Raw genomic sequence first — 21,809 nt, forward strand, 5'->3', positions numbered from 1 at the left:
CTCAGTCCCGCGGCGTCGTGGTGGACTCCCTGACCACCAGTTTGGGAGCGATGGTGATGTGCCTATCTTCAGCCCGGCCGGCGATCCGCTCGCTGAGCATCTCCAGGGCCAGCTCCCCCATCCGGGCCCGCGGCTGGTCCACGCTGGTCAGCTGTGGGCGGAGCATCCGGCAGACACTGGAGTTGTCATAGCCCACGATGCTCAGCTGCCCCGGCAGTCGGAGCCCGGCGTCCAGACAGGCTCCCACCAGGTCGGCGGCCACCCGGTCGTTCTGAGTGAACACCGCGGTGGGAGCGCCCTTCTCCTGCTGGATCTGGAACACCAGGTACTTGATGGCGGCTTCAAGCTGCTCCGGGCCCTCCACCTGCGGGTCCACATCCGGCAGCATCCGACGCATCATTTCGCTGAAGGCCGCCCGCCGGTGCATGGCCGCCGGTCTGGACGAGCCGGTCAGGTGGGCCATCCGGGCGTGCCCCAGCCCGATCAGGTGCTGCACCGCCTGCTTGGCACCCTCCTCATCCCGGTTGGCCACCGTGTCCACCCCGGGCACCCGGTACGGCAGCCGTCCGACCACCACCAGTGGGACCCGCTTGCCCACCTTCTCCAGATAGTGCGGAGGCACCCAGGAGGAGACGATCACCACGCCCTCAACCCCCAGAGCCAGCAGTGAGTCCAGTTCAGCCTGCAGACGTTTGGCATCTCGGCGCCCGTGTCCGATCACCAGGCGCAGGTTATTCTGCACCGCGGCGTCCTCCACCCCTGCGGTGACGTCGCGGTGGTAGCTGTTGCCCAGGTCCTGCAGCAGAATCCCAATCAGTCCGGTGCGGCCCTGCACCAGGGAGCGGGCCCACACATTAGATCGGTAGCCCAGCTCCTGGGCCACCTGCAGAATGTGCTCCCGGGTGGCCTCGGAAACTCCGCGCTGGTTACGGATGGCCAGACTGACTGCTGATTTGGAGACCCCGGCTGCCTCGGCGACGTCGTGAATGGTGGGTTTGCGCCCGGCGCGTCGGCGCTGAGCCGCGGAGGTCGTAAGGCTGGCCATGAGGGTCAGATTAGGCGGCGGAAGTAGCGAAATCGTGCCCAACTGTTGCGTTCCAGCAGATTGTTGTGGAACGTTCCACGACTGTTTACCCACCGTCCGCTCACGTGTCACCGCGCGTTCGTACTTTCAGCCTCGTTGTGCTTCTGAACCGTTCCAGCTGAAAGGCTCCCATGACCGACACTGCTCTGCCCCGCCCACTGGAACGCCGCCCCAAGGCTCTGCTGCTGGACTTCGGCGGGGTGATCATCCTGACCGCCAAGCGTCCCGAGGGCCGGGCCGAATTCGCCCGGTTGCTCCAGCAGCGCCTGGCCGCCGCGGGGATTGAGGTTCCTGCCGCCCAACTGGAGGAGGCTCTGGGCGCTGGGTCCACTGCGCTGAAGCACTGGAAGCATGCCGCCTCCCGCCGCCGGAGCCCGCGTGAGCTGACGGTGGCGGAGATTCTGGAGTTCTACTTCGCCGAGCTGCCGGAGACGGCTCGTGCGGTGCTCAGCGGTGACGGCGCAGATCTGCTGGACACCATGGCCACCGCGCTCACCGAGCACAATCTGCGCCCTGGAGCCGCAGAACTCATCGCTTACGCCCAGCAGCAGGGCATAGCACTGGGCGTGGTGTCCAATGCGCATTCCGGGCGCAGTCACCGCCGCATCCTTTCCCAGCTGGGACTCGATGAAGCTTTCGGCGTGCAGATCTACTCCGATGAGGCGGGCATCCGCAAACCTCATCCGGATATGCTCCGCCGCGCCGCGACGGCACTCGGCGCTGAGCTGACCGACTGCTGGTACGTGGGTGACACCCTGGACCGCGACCTGGTCGCCGGGCGCCGTGCCGGGGTGGGCGCAGTGGTGCTCACCCGCTCCCAGCACACCGATGAACCGCCCTTCCCGGTGCCGGACATCCCGGAGGCTGTGGTGGAGGATCCTGCTGAGCTGCTTGAGCTGCTGAGGTCGGCAGCAGAGAACGACGACGCCGCCCGGCCCTCCCCTGCCGCGAACGGAACCCCGCTGTCGGCGCCCAGTACCAGCCCGGCGTGGCCGTCCTCCACCCTGCCGCAGGTGCAGAACCAGGTGATTCTGCTGGACCACGGCGGGGTGGTCTCCCATTCGGCGAAGCCGCAGGCCCCCTTCGCGACTGCCGCCGATGCCCTGGAAGCCGTGCTGCGCCAGGCCGGCGCACCGGTGCAGCCCGGCCGCGGGCTGGAAATTGTGCGAGCGGCCCATGAGCGGTACAAGCTGCACAAGGGCTCCCAGGATGAGGAGGCCAGCTACCGGGAGATCACCGCCCGCCAGTACTGGGGTGAGTTCACCGATGGGCTGGTTTCCGAGCAGCAGCATCAGGCGCTGCTGGCTGAGGCCGAGCAGCTGCAGATGGCCCTGTACCAGTCCAAGTCGGTGAAGACCGAACGGGAGGGGATCCGGGAACTGCTGGAGTTCTGCTCAGAGACCGGGCGCCGCGTCATCGTAGTCTCCAACACCATCTGCGGTCCCGGGGTGCGCAGCATCATCCGCGGCTACAGGCTGGGGGAGCACATCGCCGGCTGGGTGTGCTCCAACGAGTTCGGGCTGAAGAAGCCTCATCCGGCGATCTTCCAATACGCACTTCAGATGGCCGGAGCTGCCCCGGAACATGCGGTGATGGTCGGCGATAAGCCCTTCAACGACGCCTTCGGCGCTCAGGGGGTGGGAATCAGCCGGCGGATCATCACCCGCGGCGGCTCCGGGGACGATGGCGAGATCGCCCGCGGCCTGAACACCGGTTGGATCACCGATGTGGTGGACCACCCCGGCCAGATCCCCGCCCTGCTCCGCTGAGACTGCCCCGGCGCCTGCTCAGAGCTGGTCCGGCGGCTTTCCTCAGACGATCCTTCTCTGCTCCGCCCAGCGGGTGAGTTCGTGGCGGGAGCTCAGCTGCAGTTTGCGCAGCACCTTGGACACATGGGTCTCCACAGTTTTGATCGAGATGAACAGCTCGGAGGCTATCTCCCGGTAGGTGTAGCCGCGGGCGATCAGCCGCATCACCTCCACCTCTCTGGCCGAGAGCCGATCCAGCTCCTCGTCACGGACATCCTCCACCAGCCCGGAGGTGCCGAAGGCGTCCAGAACGAAACCTGCCAGACGTGGTGAGAAGACGGCGTCGCCGGCTGCCACAGCATCGATGGCGCTGATCAGCTCCTGGGTGCTGATGGTCTTGGTGACATAGCCCCTGGCTCCGGCACGGATCACTGAGACGACATCGGTGGCCTCGTCCGAGACGCTGATCGCCAAGAAACGCACCTCTTCCAGCAGGTCGCGACAGAGCTTGACCACCTCAGCCCCGCCGCCGCCGGTGCCGCCGGGTAAGTGCACATCCAACAGCACTACCTCGGGTCTGGTGTGGCGGATCATCTGTGCGGCCTCGTCCACGGTGGGCGCCTCACCGACCACCTCCACGGCATCGCCCAGCTCGGCCTTGAGCCCGGACCGGAAGATGCCGTGGTCGTCAACAATCACCACGTGACGCCGCCTGCTGGTCTCAGTGATCATCATGCACCTCTCTGCCGTTGGGGGTGGGCTGGGCCTGCATCGGGGTGGACGATTGGGTCGAGCGAGATGAAGAAGCGCCTTCATCGCCGGGACGATTGTGGGAAGCCGCATGAGCATCATGGGGCAGGAACAGCTGGACCTCGGTGCCGCGCTCGGTGGATCTGATTCGGGCGCTCCCACCAGCTCGGTCCATCCGGCCGATGATGGACTCCCGCACCCCCATCCGGTCCTCGGCGATACCCTCCAGGTCGAAGCCCTGCCCGCGGTCGCGGACGAACACAGCATCCTCGCCGTGGGTGGATTCGATGTACACCGAGGCCGGTCCAGCATGTCTGATCGCGTTGAGGATGGCCTCCCGGGTAGCCGCTACCAGTGGTTGGTGGTAGTTCCGCCGGGATTCACCCACGGTCACTACCTCCACCGGCACTGAGTGCAGTTCCTCCAGCTCGGCGGCCACTGCCATAACCTGGTCCTTCAGACTGCCGGTGGCCTGGGCGTTCTGCCGGTAGAGCCAAGCCCGTAGCTGACGTTCCTGCCCGCGGGCCAGACTCTCCACTGCCGCAGGGTCAGCCTTCTGCTTTTGGATCATGGCCAGGGTCTGCAGCACTGAGTCGTGCAGGTGGGCGGCGATATCGGCGCGCTCGGCCTCGGCTGCGGCCCGTTCCCGGTCCACCTGGGCGGTGCGATAGAGCTTGATGAACCATGGGGCCAGCACCAGGGCGAGCCCGGCCAGCAGCATGGCCCCGACGATCAGCCCAGTGATCAGCTCCCCGGCGCCCACCAGGCCGCCGGCGATCACCAGTACGGCGACCATCACCAGTCCGGCGCCGAAGCTGACCTGCCAGAGCGCCGCGCTGCGCTGGGCGGGGTCTGAGCTGTCGGCATGTGTGCGGTCGATCTGAGTCCAGGCCAGGATCACTCCGCCCAGGATCACAGCCGGGGCCACCACTGTGCGCCAGTCCATGGTGAAGCCCAGCAGCTGGGCCAGGAACATGCCGCTGACTGCCAGTAACGCACAGCCCAGCAGCACCTCAGGGGAGGAGGTCAGGGCGTCGAGTCCGCGCTGCAGCGCAGCCCGCCAGCCGCTGCCGGAACCCGCAGCTGGCGGCGGGGAGGTCTCCTGCACTGCCGGGCCGCTGAGCCCCCGCCGGGCCGCGCCTGGGGTGGGCTCCTCTTCAGTGGGCACAAAGATCCACAGCCAGCAGTAGAGCAGCAGTCCCACACCTGCGGCCAGGGCCAGCCCGATGAAGAGCACTCTCACCAGGGGAACCGAGATCCCCAGATGCCGGGAGAGCCCCAGGCATACCCCGGCCACTGGGGTGTCCGAGGCGCGGCGCAGTGGCGGCCGCTGGGGCACCTGGCTGCTCGGCGTCGTCGTGGGTTCCACCGTTCCATAGTGTCACGGCAACCGTCTGCTGGGGCAGGGCCGCAGAGGGTTTAGGGGTATGGATCAGGGTCGGATCAGGGCGGTCCCGCATAGCGGCGGATGTGTTCCGGACGGGAGACTTAAGCCATGAACACTTCACAGCACGGCCGCCGCGAGGCTGGCCATCAGATCTTCGACTGGGTCCGCACCCTCGGGCTGCACCGTCCCCAGGGCGCCTGGGCCGGGGGCGTGTTCGCCGCAGTAGCCGGCAAGCTGGGCTGGGACACCGCACTGGTGCGCGGCCTGGGCGTGATCGCCTTCTTCATCTTCTTCTCCCCGATGGCTCTGTTCTACGGGCTGGCTTGGATGTTCCTGCCGGACGCCCAGGGACGCATTCACGCTCAGCAGGCGCTGCGCGGCTCCTACCCCTCCGGGTTCTGGGGAGCGGCGATTCTGGGCGGGATCGGGGCGATCAACGTGTTCACCCCCAATATTGTGGGGCCCTTCGCGATCCTGCTGAACCTGGTGATCATCGGACTGGTGGCCTGGCTGCTGTGGGCGATCTTCCGCAGCTACCAGAAGGGCACCGACCAGCACGGCAGCCGGGGCAGCTCCCCAAAAGCGCCACCCTCTGAACCGCGTAGCGGGGCCGGGTCAGAGGGGCAGCAGCCAGGTGCAGATGGCCAGCACGCCGATGCCAGCCGCCGGGAAGACGGAAAACCTGCCTGGTATCCCAAGGAGGGGCCTGAGCAGGCTCAGCAGGGTGCTGCGCCCTATACCAGTCCCTATCCCACAGCAGGCGGGTACGGGCAGGCCCACGCCCCTGCGACAGGGGTGAAGGCCGCCCCCAAGACCAAACCGCAGGAGGATCCCCGGATCCGTGAGGAGAAGCGCCGCCGCCGGCTGGTCAGCTTCGGTCTGCTGCTGCTGGCGATCCCGCTGATCGCTGCCGGCATGTGGTTCGCCACCACTATCGGTCTGGCTGCCACCAATGCGGTGGTGCTGGGCCTGGCCGCGGTGGTGATCCTGCTGGCACTGATGCACCTGGTCTCGGCGGTGCGCGGCAAGAAGGGCCGTGGCGGGCTGCTGGGCATCTTCACCGCCTTAATGCTTGTGGTGTTCCTGGTGGGGCCGTCAAATCTGCAGGACAGCTCGAACCATGTCTTCGGCAACTACACCACCCAGGCGGGCACAGCGAATACCGCCTTCGCCAACACTACGATGGATCTGCGCTACCTGGCCGATGAGTTCACCGAGGCCGACGCCGTGGACTTCTCCGACGACGCCGAGTCGGCCGAGTTCCTGGCCATCCGAGACTTCCACACGGTGGTGGAGATCAACAACGCCTTCGCCAACACCACTGTGATCCTGCCCGACGACGTCTTCTGGGAGATAGACCCGGGGAACTTCTTAGGCAATGTCGAGATCCGCACCCAGGAGGTGTGGGAGTCCGACAGCGGGATCGGTGCCACCACCCGGGATCACGGGCCGGAGGTGGCCGTCGGCACTGTGCAGCTGAGCGTGGCCAATGCGTTCGGCAATGTGGTGGTCTACGACGAGACCACCTATGAGCAGGAGGAGCTGGGTATCTTCGAGGAGGAGCAGACCAATGAGTAAGAAGAACCATGACGACGCCGCCACAGAGCGGGTGCCCCGCAGTCACCAGCCCACCACTCCCCTGCCGCCTGAGCCGGAGGATGTGGATGCGCTGCTCGCTGAGTCGCTGAAGGCGCAGTCGGAGGCTGACTTCACCTGGAAGGAGCCGGAGCGCAAGCCCCGATGGTGGGAGCGCGCTGAGGCTCAGGCCCCGGAGCCCGGAGCAGTGAGTCCCGCTTTCACCGGTGAGGTGGCGGCAGTCTCGGCCGCCGGTGACCGACAGGGCATCCGGCTGGGATCGATGGTCTTCGCCCTGGTGGCCCTGGTGCTGGCGGGCTGGGTGGTGGCTTCAGTGGCTTTCGGGCTGAGCATGGACCCGCTGATGGTGGGACTGGTGATCTGCTCGCTGGCCGGCATCGCGCTGATCGCCGCGGGCCTGCGCCCCAAACCCGGCACCCGCATCTGAGGGTGCTGATCCCGCCGACGGGAGACCCCCTTCGGTTCTTAGCCGCGTTACGCGGGCTTCCCTCTCACACAAAGGGACCCCGGAGAAAGACTCCGGGGTCCCTTTGTGTGAGAGACGAGGCTCTTACTTCAGGGTGACGGTGGCGCCTGCGCCCTCCAGGGCCTCCTTGGCCTTCTCGGCAGCTTCCTTGTCCACGCCCTCGAGCACGGCCTTGGGTGCACCGTCGACCAGCTCCTTGGCCTCCTTCAGGCCGAGGGAGGTCAGACCGCGCACCTCCTTGATGACGCCGATCTTCTTGTCGCCGGCGGCTTCCAGGACCACGTCGAACTCGGTCTGCTCCTCAGCGGCGTCGTCGCCGTCGCCTGCTGCAGGGGCAGCGCCTGCCACTGCCACGGGGGCGGCGGCGGTGACGTCGAAGGTCTCCTCGAACAGCTTCACGAACTCGGAGAGCTCGATCAGGCTCATCTCCTTGAACTGCTCAAGCAGTTCGTCATTGCTCAGCTTAGCCATGGGGTTGGCTCCTTACTTCTGTTTCTTGATGCTTTTGCGGATCTTGCGTTTGTGTTGCTCTGACAGGTGTCAGGCAGCTTCTTCCTGCTTTGTGCGCAGGGCTTCCACGGTCCGTACGATCTTGGAGATCGGGGCCTGGAAGGTGCCGGCTGCCTTGGACTGGGCGCCGATGAAGGCGCCAGCCAGCTTGCCGAGCAGAACCTCACGGGATTCAAGATCCGCGAGCTTCTTGACCTCATCCTCGTTCAGGGGCTTGCCATCCATGTAGCCGCCCTTGACGATGAGCTGAGGGTTGTCCTTGGCGAAGTCACGCAGCGCCTTGGCTACGTCCACGGGGTCTCCGTGGACGAAGGCGATCGCAGAGGGGCCTTCCATCTTGCCGTCGAAGGCCTCGATGCCGACTTCCTTGGCTGCGATCTCGGTGAGCGTGTTCTTCACCACGGCGTAGTTTGCGTTCTCCCGCACGGACCGGCGCAGAGTCTGCAGCTGGCCCACGGAGAGGCCGCGGTACTCCGTGAGCACAGCAGCGCTGGACTCGTTGAAGAGCTCCTTGAGCTCTGCAACGGCTGCTGCCTTCTCAGGATTCGCCATGGCACTCCTTCCGATTACTGTGCCGGTCAGAGTCACGGGTGCCTGGCGCATAAAAAATGCCCCGCTGCGCAGGGCAGACAGGGCTTCACAGAACTGAGGACAAGCCGGGTTCGCCGGTTGGTTTCAGTTGCGGGTTGGCTCTTATCTCACCTGCGCAGGACGACCCGTGAGGGTTCTTTACAGTTCTGCCGTTGTCCGAAGTTCTTTCGGTGACCGAAGCTCCAGCGCCAACTGGATCTTCACGGCGTGAACGACCGGCGGTCTTTGGTCAATTGGCTACTCTACACGCGCCGCGGCGGCCGAACCAAATCGAATCGATCGACTCACCTTTCCCGGACATCCTGAAACGAGTCACCAGGATCGAGCAGGAGCACAACAGGCAGGTGGCCTGAGTGTTTCGCCTCAAGCACCCAAGGCCGTTGGCCACTCTGAGTGTATTTGTCGCCATCGGCATGCTGGTCTTCATCTGGACAGCATGTGACGACGAGAACCTACCCTTCCTCAGCTTCTTCACCGTGACTCTCATAGGCATAGAAGCGGCAGCCCACTGGGCTGCATTCCACGAGAAGGCGGTGTGCAGAACATCGAAGGAGCTGAGGAATCCCGACCTGACGATACCCGGCACAGACGGCAGAAGGCCCGGCTTCATGTGGGAGCCGGGCCTTACTGCTGCGCCTTAGGTTGGAAACTCAACCCGCCGGCATCGTCATCTGCGGATCAGAGCACCACTTTGGTCACGTTGGGATCCACAGGGATGCCGGGGCCGAAGGTGGTGGATACGGTGGCCTTTTGGATGTATCGGCCCTTGGAAGCCGAAGGCTTCAGGCGCAGGATCTCCTCCAGTGCGGCGGCGTAGTTCTCAGCCAGCTGCTTGGGCTCGAAGCTGGTCTTACCGATGATGAAGTGAAGATTGGAGTGCTTGTCCACGCGGAAGTCGATCTTTCCGCCCTTGATCTCACTCACAGCCTTAGCCACATCCGGGGTCACAGTACCGGTCTTGGGGTTGGGCATCAGGTTGCGGGGACCTAGCACCTTACCGAGCCGGCCGACCTTGCCCATCATGTCCGGTGAGGCCACAGCGGCGTCGAAGTCCGTCCAGCCCTCAACGACCTTGGCGATCAGTTCGTCGCCGCCCACGTGGTCAGCTCCGGCCTCCTCGGCCTTGGTCACATTGTCGCCCTGGGCGAAGACCACCACGCGGGCGGTCTTACCGGTGCCGTGGGGCAGGTTCACGGTGCCGCGGACCATCTGGTCGGCCTTGCGGGGGTCCACCGAGAGCCGGAAGGCGACCTCTACGGTGGCATCTGACTTGGACGGGTTGGTCTCCTTGGCCAGAGCCACTGCCTCAGCCGGGGAGTAGACGTTGTCCTCGCCGATCTTCTCAGCTGCGGCCTTATATGCTTTGCTGCGCTTTGCCATCTGCGTTTTCTCCTTAGCAGTTGTGGTACGCGGGCCGCGCTCGGCCCCTCCCACTGTCCGGATCATCCGGACTCTTCTGTTCTTTTGGTGTTGAGTGCGTGATTTGTGCACCAGTTTCAGGGGATTTGCCCCTCAGATACTGCACAGATCATGCACTGAGCGATCTTCTGATCAGGCCTCGACGGTGATGCCCATGGAGCGGGCGGTGCCGGCCACGATCTTGGCAGCAGCCTCGATGTCGTTGGCGTTGAGGTCCTCCATCTTGGTCTGAGCGATCTCTTCGATCTGGGCCTTGGTGAGCTTGCCGACCTTATCGGTGTGCGGCACGCCGGAGCCCTTCTTGACCCCAGCGGCCTTCTTGATCAGCTCGGCAGCCGGCGGGGTCTTGGTGATGAAGGTGAAGGAGCGGTCCTCGTAGACCGTGATCTCCACAGGGACCACATTGCCACGCTGGTTCTCAGTCGCAGCGTTGTAGGCCTTGCAGAACTCCATGATGTTGACACCGTGCTGACCGAGCGCAGGGCCGATGGGCGGGGCGGGGTTGGCCGCACCTGCCTGGATCTGCAGCTTGATCAGACCGGTGACCTTTTTCTTGGGGGCCATAATCTGTCCTTACAGTTCTTGCGGGTTTCCTTGCCGCTCAGGAGCGAGGGGCAAGGGGTGGGCGGACCTGGCCGGGCCGCCCGGAGCGACGTCGGTAGGTTCAAAGCAGAAACCACGACGCCGCAAGCTTCAGTTATCTGGCCACAGCAGGGTAAGTGCTGCGGCACCTCCAGTCAGTAGCGTGATCGCTAGTAAATCTTTTCAACCTGGTTGAAGTTCAGGGTGACCGGGGTTTCGCGCTCGAAGATCGAGACCAGCACCACCAGGGTGCGGGAGTCGGCGTTGATCTCCGAGATGGTAGCCGGCAGGGTGGCGAAGGGGCCGTCGGTAACCGTGACAGACTCGCCGACCTCGAAGTCCACCTTGACCTGCTCGGCCCGTGATGCGGCGGGGGCATCCTCGCCCTCGAGCACCTCGACCTTCTTCTCACCGGGCTTGCCCAAGCGGTGCTCGGCGAGCATGTTGAAGACCTCATCGGTGCTCAACGGCTGCGGATCGTGTGCGTTGCCCACGAACCCGGTGACGCCTGGGGTATGGCGCACCACGCCCCAGGACTCATCGGTGAGTTCCATGCGCACCAGCACGTAGCCGGGGATACGGACCCGGTTGACCACTTTGCGCTGGGTGTTCTTGATCTCCACGACCTCTTCCATAGGGACCTCGATCTCGTAGATCTCGTCCTCCAGGTCCTGGGTCTGGATGCGGGTTTCCAGGTTGGACTTCACCGACTTTTCGTACCCGGCGTAGGTGTGGATCACGTACCAGTCACCGAGGTCGCGGCGCAGCTTGGACTTCAGCTCCTCGGCGCGCTCCTCGTAGGACTTCTCCTCGGGGGCCTCGGCCTCCGCGGGTGCGTCCTGCGTCAGTTCCTGATCAGACACGTTTCTCCTAAGTCGATGTGGTGCGTAAGCCGGCGAGCCGGCGTCGTTGTCCTGTAGTTGTGCTAGCCGCCCGTGCCGCCGCCGAAGACCACCTGGGCGAGGTTGTCCAGCACCCAGTCCAGTCCGGTGACGATTCCGATGACGATCAGCACGAACACCAGAACCACCAGGGTGTAGTTCAGCAGCTCCCGCCGGGTGGGGACAATGACCTTGCGCAGTTCGTCGAAGACCTGCTTGAGGAACAGCCATGTCCTGCTGAAGGGATTCTTCGGGCCCGAGCCGCCGGAGGAAGGACCACCGGCGTCGGTCACTGGTGTCTGGGACACGAAGACTCCATCTGTTTACGGGTTAGGGGCCGCTCCCTGAACCAGTTCCGGCACGGGGAGGTCGCAGGGCAGACAGGACTTGAACCTGCAACCTACGGTTTTGGAGACCGTTGCGCTACCAATTGCGCCACTGCCCTATGGCCACGCTCAGCGCAAGTGCTAAGGGCACGGCCAGTAGAGGTGTTCTGGACACCGACAGACCAGTCTACGCCGGCGCGCATAAGAACGCCAAACGGTAGGCTGGTGCCATGGTGCTACCTCAAGCTCGAGTCTCCGCCCGGATCAGCTCAATCGCCGAGTCGGCCACGATGAAGGTCGATGCCAAGGCCAAAGCCCTGAAAGCAGCCGGGGAGGATGTGATCGGCTTCGGCGCCGGGGAGCCGGACTTCCCCACCCCGGAGCATATTGTCGAGGCCGCAGTGACCGCGGCCAAGGATCCCAAGAACCATAAGTACACCCCTGCGGCCGGTCTGCCTGAGCTGCGCGAAGCCATCGCGGAGAAGACTTCCCGGGACTCCGGGTATGCCGTGGAGGCTCACCAGGTGCTTGTGACCAACGGCGGCAAGCAGGCGGTCTACGCCTCGCTAGCCACGCTGGTGAATCCCGGCGACGAAGTGATCGTGCCCTCCCCGTTCTGGACCACTTATCCGGAGGCGATCAAACTGGCCGGCGGCTCCACTGTGGAAGTCTTCGCCGGCCCGGAGCAGGGCTACAAGGTCACCGTGGACCAGCTGGAGGCCGCGGTGACCGAACGGACCAAGGCGCTGCTGTTCGTCAGCCCCTCCAACCCCACCGGTGCGGTCTACTCCCCGGAAGAGACCGCTGCGATCGGGCACTGGGCTGCGGAGCGGGGACTGTGGGTGATCACCGATGAGATCTACGAGAAGCTCACCTACGACGGTGTGCCCTTCACCTCCATCGCCTCAGTCCCAGAGCTGGCCGACCAAGTGGTGATCCTCTCCGGAGTGGCCAAAACCTTCGCGATGACCGGCTGGCGGGTGGGTTGGATGGTGGGCCCCGCCGATGTGGTCAAAGCGGCTACCACCCTGCAGACCCATCTGACCTCCAATGTGGCCAATGTGTCCCAGCGGGCGGCACTGGCCGCGGTCACCGGGCCGGTGGAGCCGATTGAGGCGATGCATAAGGCTTTCGACAGGCGGCGCAAGCTCATTGTGGAGAAGCTCAACAATGTAGCCGGGTTCCATACTCCGGTGCCGCAGGGTGCGTTCTACGCCTACGTGGATGCCCGCAGGGCTCTGAACAAGGAGTACGACGGCGCCACACCCACCACATCTGCGGAGTTGGCTGAGCTGATCTTGGAGAAGGCGAAGGTCGCCGTGGTGCCCGGCGAGGCATTCGGCCCCTCCGGATACCTACGGCTCTCCTACGCCCTGAGCGATGAAGACCTGGTGGAGGGTATCTCCCGGATTGAGAAATTACTGGGCAGCAAGTAGCGCTGAGGCACAAATGACGCCGCCGGCGTCATCGTAGACTGAGAAAACAACCCTCCTGCCGAGGACGCCAGGGGCTGACCACCCATCGCCGTCGCAAGAAGGAAGTGACCTGAGAATGCGCATCGGACTGCTGACCTCCGGTGGCGACTGCCCCGGCCTCAACGCTGTGATCCGCTCCACGGTATTGCATGGCATCAAGTCCTACGGCGATGAATTCGTCGGTTTCAAGGCCGGTTGGAGGGGCGTCATCGAGGCGGACTATGTGGAACTCACCCGCCATGACGTCCGTGGTCTCTCCCGCAAGGGCGGGACCATTCTCGGGACTTCCCGCACCCACCCCTACAACCACCCCGGTGGAGGCCCGGAGAATATGGCCAAACAGCTCAAGCGCCATGACATCGACGCGGTCATCGCCATCGGCGGTGAAGGCACTCTGGCCGGGGCCAAGCGGCTGGCCGACGAGGGGATCCCTGTGGTCGGGGTGCCCAAGACCATCGACAATGACCTCAAGGCCACCGACTACACCTTCGGCTTCGACACTGCGATCTCCATCGCCACCGATGCCATGGACCGACTGCGCACCACCGGCGAGTCCCACCACCGGTGCATGGTCTCAGAGGTGATGGGCCGGCATGTGGGGTGGATCGCGCTGCACTCCGGGATGGCAGCCGGAGCTCACGCAATCCTTATCCCCGAGCAGACAGTGGATGTGGACCAAGTCTGCGAGTGGGTGGAGCAGGTGCACTCCCGCGGCCGTTCACCGCTGGTGGTGGTCGCCGAGGGATTCATCCCCGAAGGCTCAGAAGCAGCCCTGGCCGGCAAGGGCCAGGAGGCCGACGGGCGGCCAAGGCTGGGCGGGATCGGCGAGTTCATCACCGCTCAGATTGAGGAACGCACCGGTATTGAGACTCGCAACACCACCTTGGGGCACATCCAGCGCGGAGGAAACCCCACCGGATACGACCGGGTGCTGGGCACCCGGTTCGGCATGAAGGCCCTCGACCTGGTCCACGAGAAAGCCTGGGGCCATATGGCCTCACTACGCGGCACAGAGATCGTCAAGGTGGATCTTGCTGAGGCCCTGGACGGACTCAAGGAGGTTCCCGCGGAACGGTACGAGGAAGCCAAAGTCCTTTTCGGAAGGTAGTGGGTCAGCAGGGTCTCTTAAGGGAACCCAGATCTTGTCGCGTTGCTATCAGGAGGTTTCGCCGCATCAGCGTAGCCCTCCCGTTGCGCAGCGAAGATACTGCCGGAAAGAGTCCTATCAGCCATCAATGACGTGACCATGCCCTGTCTCTGCCCGTCACGTTCGCTCTGTCCCAGGTCCTGGTTGCGGACATTCGCACCTCTCCGGCGGCTGTGCTAGGAACCGGGACAGAAGCTGCAGAAGGAGGGGCCGTTCTGAGGCGACGTCGAACCGCGCGGAGGCGGTGACCCGGCTGGCGAATCCTTCACAGAGCAGCAGGATCCACTCGGTGATCCTCTCTACACTGAGATCGTCACGGATCTGACCGTCTCGCTGGGCTCGTTCCACCCAGGACGTCAGGTTCTCGCGGACAACACTCTCCTCATCCTGCAATACGGTGGTGATCTCTTCGTGCGCACCCAGGCCGCTGATCGCGGTGATGAACCCCGCGGCCCGCGGATCGCTGAGATCGTCCAGAGCGTGCCGCACGTAGTCGAACAGCACGCCCGCCGCGTCGGAGCGACCCTCTTGCTCAGCGAAGAACGCGGTGGTCTCCGCGGCGCCTTCGCGCAGGATGGCGACCGCGAGGGAGTCCTTGGTGGGGAAGTAATGGAAGAAGGTCCCAGAGCCGATGCCCGCCTCACCGCAGATGGCGGCCGTCGTCGCCCGGTGATAGCCCAGCCGGGCGAAGACGGTCAGTCCCGCATCGATGATGTGCAGCCTCCGAGCGCGGTGGCGTTGTGGGTCTATCGGGCGTGCCATGCTTATGAGTATAGTTAATAGAGTATATGCTCTGATAATTTTGTTCGCATGCTCCCACTCCACCGCCGCGTCGTCCCGCTTCTGGGCAAGGTCGGCATCTCTGTGACGATCGTCGCGGCGGCGCTCATCATGATCGTCGTGCCCGTTCGAATGGTTCCGCACTGAGCCCGTGCCACCAGCGTCCGGGCCGCAGTGACAGCGATTTTCCTATAGTAACCGTTAAAAGTCTTTAGTAGGGTTATTTTTGATCGCCCCTCAGTGAGTCGAGAGGAGTACCCGTGAAGCACGAAGCCAAGACGAGACACCGGGACCGGGAACTGAACGGTCTACGGGTGCATTACCGGGAGGCAGGCGCGCCCTCGACGACGGCGGTCGTGCTGCTGCACGGCGCCCCCAGCTCGTCCTACTCCTTCCGTGAGGTGCTCCCGATCCTGGGTGCGCATGCCTATGTGGTTGCTCCGGACGTCCCGGGGTTCGGGTTCTCCGACGCGCCGCCAGTCGAGGAGTACGACTACACCTATGAGGGCCTGTCTCACGTGATCGAGGCGCTGCTTGATGACCTAGGTGTGGAGAGGTATGTGTTGTTCGTGACGGACTACGGCACGCCAGTGGGCTACTTCTTGGCCACTCGTCACCCTGAGCGGGTACTGGGCCTGGTGGTGCAGAACGGCAACGCGCACGAGGCAGGCTTGGGCCAGGGGTGGGACTCGGCTCGCCGGTTCTGGGCCGAACCGACCGAGGAGAACAGGTCGGCTCTGCCGGACTGGTTGACCTTCAAGGGCACGAAGGATACTTATCTGGGCGGCTTGCCCGAGGAGATCGCGGAGCTGCATCCACCGGAGTCGTGGCATCTGGACTGGAATCACCTGTCACGGCCGGGCCACACCGAGGTGTACTTCCAGTTCTTCTACGACTACCGCAATCACGTGGCACGCTTCGACGAGATCGCCGAATACCACGCCACGCATCAGCCGCCCTGCATGGTGCTGTGGGGGCGACACGACCCGGCCTTCGACATCGCCGAAGTGCTTGCTTATCACCAGGCGTTGAGCACGTTCGAAGCGCACATCTTCGACGGCGGGCACTTCCTATTGGAGACCCACACCGCGGAGGTCGCCGAGCTACTCGTCAGGTTCACTCGCGACATCTTCTACCGTGCAGGGGTCGCTGCATGACCGTGGCGACTCTGAGGGTCGAGGCCTGCCCCATCGAGCCACCCGAGAGGCGCAAGGCCGGGGTGGCACCGCGATGATCGCCACCACCGAATGGGTCGAAGATCACTTCATCGCCGGGAACCTCGCACTCGACTTCGCCAACACCGTCTACCGCCGCTGGCCCGAGCCGGGCCCAGACCTGTTCACCGACACCGAGACACTCAACATCTGGCTCACCCACACCCGCCTGCTCCCCGACGGTGAATCCAGCGTCACCGAAGCGGCTTTAGAGGAAGCCCGCGCACTGAGAGCGCTGCTATGGACAGTCTTTGACGTCCCCAAGGACGGGCACACCACCATCCCCGCAGAAGCTCTCGCAGGCCTGCTCGACACAGCCCGCCGCTCGATTGCGAACCTTGCCGTTCATCCTGACGGGTCGACGACTTCGAACGACGCGCGGGGTGCTCTCGCGATCGTGGCGCTGAGCGGCATCACGCTTGCTCTCAACCCGCCACCGCAGGGCGTGCGCGCCTGTGACCGGTGCGGCTGGTTCTTCATCGACTCTTCCCGGGGCCGCAGGCGCCGGTGGTGCAGCATGAAGACCTGCGGTAATCAGGCCAAAGCTGCCCGCTACCGCACCACCCACCCATGATGAGCACGCATTCACCTACATGGGGCGAGTTCAAGGCATCATAATGCCGAAGATGCGCCGCTTTAGGTGTGGTTGCCATCTCTCGTACCTCAGCGAGAATGGAAAAGACGCCTCGATGTGTGACAAGCATTCACACCGCGGCCTGTGTTAATACCCCGGAGCGCTCGCTGAGGGGCAGATGACCCTTAGTGCCCGCGGGGATGTTCAGCTGCTCATACGGAGACGTGGAGTTCGAGTAGGTCTTCTCCTCCTCCGGGCACTGGTAGTTGACCGTGGGTGACGCCATCGACGTCGGTGGCCACCAGCACGTCGATCTTGGAGTGCCGTAATGCGCGCAAGCGCCTGCTCGCATGCCCCTGGGCCAGGGCGCCTGCGGCACCTGAATACCCCAGCCGCTAGATACGCGGGCTGGATGCTAGGGCGAAATGAGCGTGAATGTGCTGCTCAACTCCTCGCCTGTGGGGTGCACCGTGAGCGATGCACCGTCAGCGTCGACACCGAGATGCCCCGCCTCATTGCTCACGGCCACCTGGTCGGGGCGGTCGAGCGTCGTCACACTGAACACTTGACTCGCGTCACCGGAATCACAGGTGGCAAGCGAAGGGTCACCGCCGGCCGGCACCGTCAGGCACATCGGCTCGCCGTCGGTGAGCGCGACGGTGGTGAGCTGGAAGTCGTCTCCGCCGGCCTCCACAGGACCGATGATCCACTGCGCTGGCACCTCGTTGGTTGCGGGATCGGAAACCAACGCCACCCCACCCTCGACGGTGGGTGCGAGATAGGTGTCGGCGATCGACTGGATCTCCACCTCCTGGCTGCCGTCGATCAACGTGGCGTCCGCGGCATCCTCGGTGGGCTCGGGCGACGGGGAAGCCGTCTCCTCCTGGGTCGGCTCTGATGTGGGTGCTGTCGTTTCCGACGTCGGTGATGACGACGGAGATGTGGGGTTGTCGCCCTCCGCCTCTGGCGAACATCCCGCAAGAGTCAGAGCAATGCCGCATAGGGAGATGGTCAGCAGGGCTCGGGGAGTTGTGCGCATCAGGTCAGTACATCACACCGTCACGGAACGGGATTCGATGACTCAGCCAGGGCAGGGGAACAGCTAGCGAAGGCGACCCCGAATGCGGAGCTTGTGGAACTCGACCGGATGGGTCATCAACCCGACCAGAATCACCAAGCTTGGCACACCAGCAGTCCATTGCCTGTTCACAGGGCTAGATGCTGACAGGCCGGCCGGGTAGCCGAAGGGAAGCATGCCCAGCACCGTGTGGGATGCAGGCATCCATCGTTCCGTGGCTGAACGTGTCTTGGCGTAGTCCAGACCGCCGAGAAAGACAGTTCCGAATCCGTTCTCTGCAGCCCACAGGTAGATGTTCTGGCTCACCAGCCCTGCCTCGAACCAGCAGAAGCGTTCACCCCGACCAGTCTCCTGAACCTCGAAGGCACGGTCTGCGGCGGTGAGATCGGCCGAAAGTATCAGTATGAGCGGGCACCCTTTCAGCCAGGCCGCGTCGAGCGTGCCTACCGTTAACCCAGCGTGGTGATCACCCTGTTCAAATACAGCCAGGGAATGCTCCGCAGGTAGATATCGATAGGTTCCAGGGCTGAGCCCGTCCAAGGTGATCAGCCGAGTCTTGGTCACTCGGAGATGAGAGCAGGTGCAGAAGAGTAGATCCATCACTTGCGCGCTTTGCCCAAGCTGTCGCTACCCCTGCTCGCCTGCTTGTACATAGAACAGAGGCAGCGGGCCAAGCACTCACATCAGAGTCATCCGACCGGCATACTGTTGTCTCGAATCCTTCGCCGCGTGGAAAGGTTCAGGGGCGTGGTAGCACGCCCAGCAGCGCCGAAACCAAAGAGATCCGCAGGGCGTCTTGTAAGTCCAGGTGGAACACGCCGAGTGCAGGTTCCTCTGCGTAGGCGGCAAGAAGACTGGGTGGCGGTGGCACGTATGTCGATAGGGCACCGGCCGAGATCAGGCTCATCAAGCAGAATATCTGCGCGTCCTCGCCGAGCTCGGGCATATGCTCACGCATGAGTTCGGCCATGGTCTCCAAGTGCGCCAACGAAGAACGTTTGTGCTGCTTGACCGCCTCGACGGAGACGTTGTGCTCGAGGACGCCGCCCTGTGCGGCGAAGAGGTCGCAGAAGACTGGTCGGCCCGCCAGTGACCGGCTGAGGATCTCGGCCAGTCGACCCGCCCGCACCTCCACGCTCGCTTGGGCCTCGATGCCCGCGGCCAACTCTTCGGCCAACTCGGTAAGCCAGTCCTGCAGGAAGAGGTCCAGCAGCTCGAGCAGCACAGCCTCGCGCGACTCGAAGTACCGCAGCACGTTCGACTTGGCCAGACCCACCCGCCTGCTGAGCTCGTTGAGGCTGACCTCAGCCACAGGCATCTCGTCGAGCATCTCCACCGCGGTGTCCAGGATCGCCCTGCGGCGGATCTCGCGCTGCTCTTCGCTTCGCGCACGCTGAAAGGTCACACCCCCAGTCTAGCTTAGAGACCCCCGGTCCCTTGACATAAGACCGGCAGTCTCTTAATGTGAAGACGTAATAGACCGACGGTATCTTAGGAGAACAGCATGAGCGACAACTGGACAGAACAACACATCCCCGACCAGACAGGTCGGGTGGCGATCGTGACCGGCGCCAACACCGGTCTGGGCTTCGAAACCGCCCGCGCACTCGCCGCACGCGGTGCCCGGGTGGTCTTGGCGGTCCGTGACGTCGAGAAGGGCGAGCATGCAGCTGCCCGCATCGGCGGCGAGGTTTCCGTCCAGGCCCTCGACCTGACATCCCTGGACTCAGTCCGCTCTGCGGCCGCCGAGCTGCGCGCAACGCACCCACGCATCGATCTGCTGATCAACAACGCGGGCGTCATGTACCCACCGAGGAAGACCACCGCCGAGGGCTTCGAGCTGCAGTTCGGCACCAACCACCTCGGCCACTTCGTCCTGACCGGCCTGCTACTGGACCGCCTGCTGCCCGTCCTCGGTTCCCGTGTCGTGACGGTCAGCAGCACCGGTCACCGCATCCAGGCCGCCATCCACTTCGACGACCTGCACTGGGAACGCTCGTACAGCCGTGTGGGCGCCTATGGGCAGTCCAAGCTCGCCAATCTCATGTTCACCTATGAGCTGCAGCGCCGCCTTTCGCCGCTTGACACCACCATCTCCGTGGCCGCCCATCCCGGCGTGTCTAATACCGAGCTCATGCGCAACTCGCCCGGCGTATTCCGTGTGCCCGTCAACTGGCTCGCACCCCTGCTCACCCAGAAGCCTGAGATGGGCGCCCTACCCACCCTCCGAGCGGCCACCGACCCCGCGGTCACCGGCGGTCAGTACTACGGCCCAGGTGGTCGTGGCGAGGTGCGCGGCCACCCGAAACTGGTCACCTCCAGCCCCGATTCCCACGACCAAGCCGCCCAGCAACACCTCTGGACCGTCTCCGAAGAACTCACCGGAGTGACATTCCCAGCGATGACCCCACAACAGACGGACTCCTGAGCGACAGTTCTAAGAGAGCGGTGCTAGAGAAATCGCGATAGTTACGACCGGCTGGCCACAGGCATCTGAAGTCAGCGGTATACAGGACCGAGATGATGATACGTTACGGTGCGTTCGAGCCTCCTACGACTCCGAAAGCACTCGGAGCTCGCTCAACGCTGGAGCAAGCAGCTCTGCTCAGGCGGTGTTGCCAGCGCGTTGGTTGGCAGTTGCGATAATGCTGTCGAGGTGGCTCTTAGCACGGGATAGTTCGCTGATTCGTGCCTCCAGGCGCTCCCTGTCTTCGGCGAGCATCTGCCGCTGTTCTTCGTTGGTCGTCCCGGTGCCCATACAGGGCAATAAGTCAGCAATGCGGCGGCTGTTCAGGCCAGCGGAGTACATCTGTTGGAAGAACAGCACCCTCTCAACTGTGTCGGCTGAATACTCACGTTGGCCGCCAGGGGTACGGTCGCTTGTGAGTAGTCCCTGTTCCTCGTAGTACCTGATCGCCCGCACACTCACCCCCGTTTGCCGGGCAAGTTCACCGATTCTCATCCGCTCCACCTCGTGTCCCTTCTCAAGGCTCTTCCATATTCCTGAACGTTGGTGCACGCCCGTCATCGAAGCCTTGCACCTGACGTCAACGTCAGGTTATACCCTGATCGAGGTTTAGGGCGACACCTGACCATCCAACTCCTGGATACCGCGACCGGTAAGTCGTGCAGGAGGGCTCATCACGGCTCCTAACCCTATGGAGCGAAGGTCGCCTTGACGTGACATCAGGAAATGCCCCTCTAAGGAGAACTACATGCAAGCAGCTCGTTACCACCAATACGGCGGACCGGAGGTCCTCCAGATTGAAGAAGCCCCGATACCGCCGGTCCCAGCGAATGGAATCCGAATCAAGACTCGAGCGGCGAGCGTGAACCCCGTAGATACCATTTTGCGCGCTGGCCGCGCCCAGGAACTGATTCCCCTCGAACTTCCTGCCATTCCTGGACGTGATGCGGCCGGCATCGTAGAGGAAGTGGGGGAAGATGTGACAGGAATCCAAATCGGTGAATCCGTATTCGGGCTAGGCGGCGTCAGCGACACTACCGCCGAATATTCCGTACTCACAGCCTGGGCCAATATACCGTCGACATGGAGCTTCGAACAGGCCGCTGCTGCCGGGCTTGCCTCAAATACTGCGGTCCGGGGTTTGGGCTCTTTCGACAGTCTCGATGGGAAGACCATGCTCATCGACGGAGCCGCAGGTTCAGTAGGGAGTGCAGCGGCCACCATCGCCATTAGCCGAGGAGCGAAGGTGATCGGCACCGCCAACCCAACAAACCACGATTTTCTCGCGTCAATAGGTGTAATCCCCACTTCATATGGTCCAGGACTTGCAGAACGTGTTGGTGAGATTGTGAAGACAGGCATCGACTTCGCACTGGACACAGCCGGTATGGGCTCCCTCACCGAACTGGTGAAAATCACAGGTGCACCAGAATGCGTCACCACTGTCGCCGACCAGACGGGACATGCAATCGGTGTTCGAGTGGTCAATGCACAAAACGATTCTTTGACCCTGGAGGTTGCAGCAGCGCTTGGAGAGACAGGGGTTTACCTGCCACGAGTCGCACAGTCGTTCCCTTTGCAGATGATCGCGGAAGCACATATCCTCGCCCAGGCCGGAGGAACCCAGGGGAAAGTAGTCGTCACCATCTGAACCTGGATGGGGGGTACTCTCCGGCGTTCGGCTGGTCGCCACGAGGTGCGATCATCACTTACGAGCGGAAGCCTCAATGACGT

At 63.7% G+C, this 21,809-nt stretch carries 25 protein-coding genes and 1 tRNA gene; 10 read left to right on the forward strand and 16 right to left on the reverse strand.

Translation table 11 applies throughout. From position 1 onward, the window contains the following. Position 1 precedes the first annotated feature (1 nt). On the reverse strand, positions 2–1,045 hold the full coding sequence (locus F0311_RS09740) for a LacI family DNA-binding transcriptional regulator (protein WP_150461755.1): 1,044 nt from the start codon (positions 1,043–1,045) through the stop codon (positions 2–4). Positions 1,046–1,215: 170 nt separating this feature from the next. Between F0311_RS09740 and F0311_RS09745 the strand changes: the two genes are divergently transcribed. Further along, positions 1,216–2,853: an HAD family hydrolase gene (locus F0311_RS09745; RefSeq protein WP_150461756.1), complete on the forward strand. Its 1,638-nt coding sequence runs from the start codon at positions 1,216–1,218 to the stop codon at positions 2,851–2,853. A 42-nt stretch (positions 2,854–2,895) separates the two neighbouring features. Here F0311_RS09745 and F0311_RS09750 read toward each other — a convergent pair whose 3' ends face one another. Together F0311_RS09750 and F0311_RS09755 are read right to left on the reverse strand one after the other, a co-directional pair. Beyond that, positions 2,896–3,567: a LuxR C-terminal-related transcriptional regulator gene (locus F0311_RS09750; protein WP_150461757.1), complete on the reverse strand. Its 672-nt coding sequence runs from the start codon at positions 3,565–3,567 to the stop codon at positions 2,896–2,898. Beyond that, the gene (locus F0311_RS09755; RefSeq protein WP_150461758.1) at positions 3,554–4,951 is read right to left on the reverse strand and encodes an ATP-binding protein; all 1,398 of its coding nucleotides are present in this window, start codon (positions 4,949–4,951) and stop codon (positions 3,554–3,556) included. Before F0311_RS09755 ends, F0311_RS09750 begins: the two co-directional genes overlap by 14 nt. Positions 4,952–5,077: 126 nt before the next feature. On the opposite strand from F0311_RS09755, the gene F0311_RS09760 reads away from it, so the two are divergent. Further along, positions 5,078–6,547, forward strand: coding sequence for a PspC domain-containing protein (locus F0311_RS09760; protein ID WP_150461759.1), 1,470 nt, complete (start codon positions 5,078–5,080; stop codon positions 6,545–6,547). Beyond that, positions 6,540–6,992, forward strand: coding sequence for a hypothetical protein (locus F0311_RS09765; RefSeq protein WP_150461760.1), 453 nt, complete (start codon positions 6,540–6,542; stop codon positions 6,990–6,992). Before F0311_RS09760 ends, F0311_RS09765 begins: the two co-directional genes overlap by 8 nt. A 123-nt stretch (positions 6,993–7,115) precedes the next feature. Here F0311_RS09765 and rplL read toward each other — a convergent pair whose 3' ends face one another. Then, positions 7,116–7,502: a 50S ribosomal protein L7/L12 gene (gene rplL, locus F0311_RS09770; protein WP_150461761.1), complete on the reverse strand. Its 387-nt coding sequence runs from the start codon at positions 7,500–7,502 to the stop codon at positions 7,116–7,118. A gap of 69 nt (positions 7,503–7,571) precedes the next feature. Further along, entirely contained in the window at positions 7,572–8,093 is a 522-nt protein-coding gene (gene rplJ / locus F0311_RS09775; protein WP_150461762.1) for a 50S ribosomal protein L10, read from the reverse strand. 419 nt (positions 8,094–8,512) lie between these two features. Here rplJ and F0311_RS09780 point away from each other — a divergent pair, with 419 nt between their 5' ends. Continuing rightward, on the forward strand, positions 8,513–8,773 hold the full coding sequence (locus tag F0311_RS09780) for a hypothetical protein (RefSeq protein WP_150461763.1): 261 nt from the start codon (positions 8,513–8,515) through the stop codon (positions 8,771–8,773). 37 nt (positions 8,774–8,810) lie between these two features. Here the strand turns inward: F0311_RS09780 and rplA are convergent, their stop codons facing one another. From rplA to F0311_RS09805, 5 genes are all read right to left on the reverse strand, one after another. Then, on the reverse strand, positions 8,811–9,512 hold the full coding sequence (rplA, locus tag F0311_RS09785; RefSeq protein WP_150461764.1) for a 50S ribosomal protein L1: 702 nt from the start codon (positions 9,510–9,512) through the stop codon (positions 8,811–8,813). A gap of 171 nt (positions 9,513–9,683) precedes the next feature. Beyond that, the gene (gene rplK, locus F0311_RS09790; protein WP_150461765.1) at positions 9,684–10,115 is read right to left on the reverse strand and encodes a 50S ribosomal protein L11; all 432 of its coding nucleotides are present in this window, start codon (positions 10,113–10,115) and stop codon (positions 9,684–9,686) included. 188 nt (positions 10,116–10,303) lie between these two features. Further along, the gene (nusG, locus tag F0311_RS09795; RefSeq protein WP_150462013.1) at positions 10,304–11,113 is read right to left on the reverse strand and encodes a transcription termination/antitermination protein NusG; all 810 of its coding nucleotides are present in this window, start codon (positions 11,111–11,113) and stop codon (positions 10,304–10,306) included. Next, a complete protein-coding gene (gene secE / locus F0311_RS09800; RefSeq protein ID WP_150461766.1) occupies positions 11,059–11,322 on the reverse strand; it encodes a preprotein translocase subunit SecE in 264 nt (87 codons plus the stop codon). The genes nusG and secE overlap by 55 nt, the downstream gene beginning before the upstream one ends. 64 nt (positions 11,323–11,386) lie before the next feature. After that, positions 11,387–11,459, reverse strand: a tRNA-Trp gene (locus F0311_RS09805). 111 nt (positions 11,460–11,570) lie between these two features. Here F0311_RS09805 and F0311_RS09810 point away from each other — a divergent pair. Together F0311_RS09810 and F0311_RS09815 are read left to right on the forward strand one after the other, a co-directional pair. Then, complete coding sequence (locus tag F0311_RS09810; RefSeq protein WP_150461767.1) at positions 11,571–12,776, forward strand: pyridoxal phosphate-dependent aminotransferase; 1,206 nt, start codon at positions 11,571–11,573, stop codon at positions 12,774–12,776. A 115-nt stretch (positions 12,777–12,891) separates the two neighbouring features. After that, positions 12,892–13,923, forward strand: a complete 1,032-nt coding sequence (locus F0311_RS09815) for a 6-phosphofructokinase (RefSeq protein ID WP_150461768.1) — start codon at positions 12,892–12,894, stop codon at positions 13,921–13,923. 156 nt (positions 13,924–14,079) lie between these two features. On the opposite strand, the gene F0311_RS09820 is transcribed toward F0311_RS09815, so the two are convergent. Beyond that, complete coding sequence (locus F0311_RS09820; RefSeq protein WP_150461769.1) at positions 14,080–14,724, reverse strand: TetR/AcrR family transcriptional regulator; 645 nt, start codon at positions 14,722–14,724, stop codon at positions 14,080–14,082. A 278-nt stretch (positions 14,725–15,002) separates the two neighbouring features. Here F0311_RS09820 and F0311_RS09825 point away from each other — a divergent pair, with 278 nt between their 5' ends. Further along, complete coding sequence (locus F0311_RS09825) at positions 15,003–15,899, forward strand: alpha/beta fold hydrolase (RefSeq protein ID WP_150461770.1); 897 nt, start codon at positions 15,003–15,005, stop codon at positions 15,897–15,899. A 73-nt stretch (positions 15,900–15,972) separates the two neighbouring features. Continuing rightward, positions 15,973–16,530, forward strand: coding sequence for a CGNR zinc finger domain-containing protein (locus F0311_RS09830; RefSeq protein ID WP_150461771.1), 558 nt, complete (start codon positions 15,973–15,975; stop codon positions 16,528–16,530). A 130-nt stretch (positions 16,531–16,660) separates the two neighbouring features. On the opposite strand, the gene F0311_RS18050 is transcribed toward F0311_RS09830, so the two are convergent. The 4 genes from F0311_RS18050 to F0311_RS09845 all read right to left on the reverse strand — a co-directional run bounded on the left by F0311_RS18050 (position 16,661) and on the right by F0311_RS09845 (position 19,013). Continuing rightward, the gene (locus F0311_RS18050) at positions 16,661–16,816 is read right to left on the reverse strand and encodes a hypothetical protein (RefSeq protein ID WP_191089891.1); all 156 of its coding nucleotides are present in this window, start codon (positions 16,814–16,816) and stop codon (positions 16,661–16,663) included. A gap of 129 nt (positions 16,817–16,945) precedes the next feature. Beyond that, a complete protein-coding gene (locus tag F0311_RS09835) occupies positions 16,946–17,569 on the reverse strand; it encodes a hypothetical protein (protein ID WP_223881249.1) in 624 nt (207 codons plus the stop codon). Positions 17,570–17,632: 63 nt separating this feature from the next. Beyond that, the gene (locus F0311_RS09840; RefSeq protein ID WP_191089859.1) at positions 17,633–18,172 is read right to left on the reverse strand and encodes a nitroreductase family protein; all 540 of its coding nucleotides are present in this window, start codon (positions 18,170–18,172) and stop codon (positions 17,633–17,635) included. Between the two features lie 175 nt (positions 18,173–18,347). Beyond that, entirely contained in the window at positions 18,348–19,013 is a 666-nt protein-coding gene (locus F0311_RS09845; RefSeq protein ID WP_150461773.1) for a TetR/AcrR family transcriptional regulator, read from the reverse strand. 99 nt (positions 19,014–19,112) lie between these two features. On the opposite strand from F0311_RS09845, the gene F0311_RS09850 reads away from it, so the two are divergent. Next, complete coding sequence (locus F0311_RS09850) at positions 19,113–20,036, forward strand: SDR family NAD(P)-dependent oxidoreductase (RefSeq protein ID WP_150461774.1); 924 nt, start codon at positions 19,113–19,115, stop codon at positions 20,034–20,036. Between the two features lie 177 nt (positions 20,037–20,213). Here the strand turns inward: F0311_RS09850 and F0311_RS09855 are convergent, their stop codons facing one another. After that, positions 20,214–20,570 carry a MerR family transcriptional regulator gene (locus tag F0311_RS09855; RefSeq protein WP_150461775.1) on the reverse strand — a complete coding sequence of 119 codons (357 nt, stop codon included), beginning with the start codon at positions 20,568–20,570 and terminating at the stop codon, positions 20,214–20,216. A gap of 253 nt (positions 20,571–20,823) precedes the next feature. Between F0311_RS09855 and F0311_RS09860 the strand changes: the two genes are divergently transcribed. Beyond that, positions 20,824–21,726: an NADP-dependent oxidoreductase gene (locus tag F0311_RS09860; RefSeq protein ID WP_150461776.1), complete on the forward strand. Its 903-nt coding sequence runs from the start codon at positions 20,824–20,826 to the stop codon at positions 21,724–21,726. The last annotated feature ends 83 nt before the right edge of the window (positions 21,727–21,809 follow it).

Source organism: Nesterenkonia ebinurensis (genome assembly GCF_008711175.1).
In the GTDB taxonomy this organism is placed as follows: domain Bacteria; phylum Actinomycetota; class Actinomycetes; order Actinomycetales; family Micrococcaceae; genus Nesterenkonia; species Nesterenkonia ebinurensis.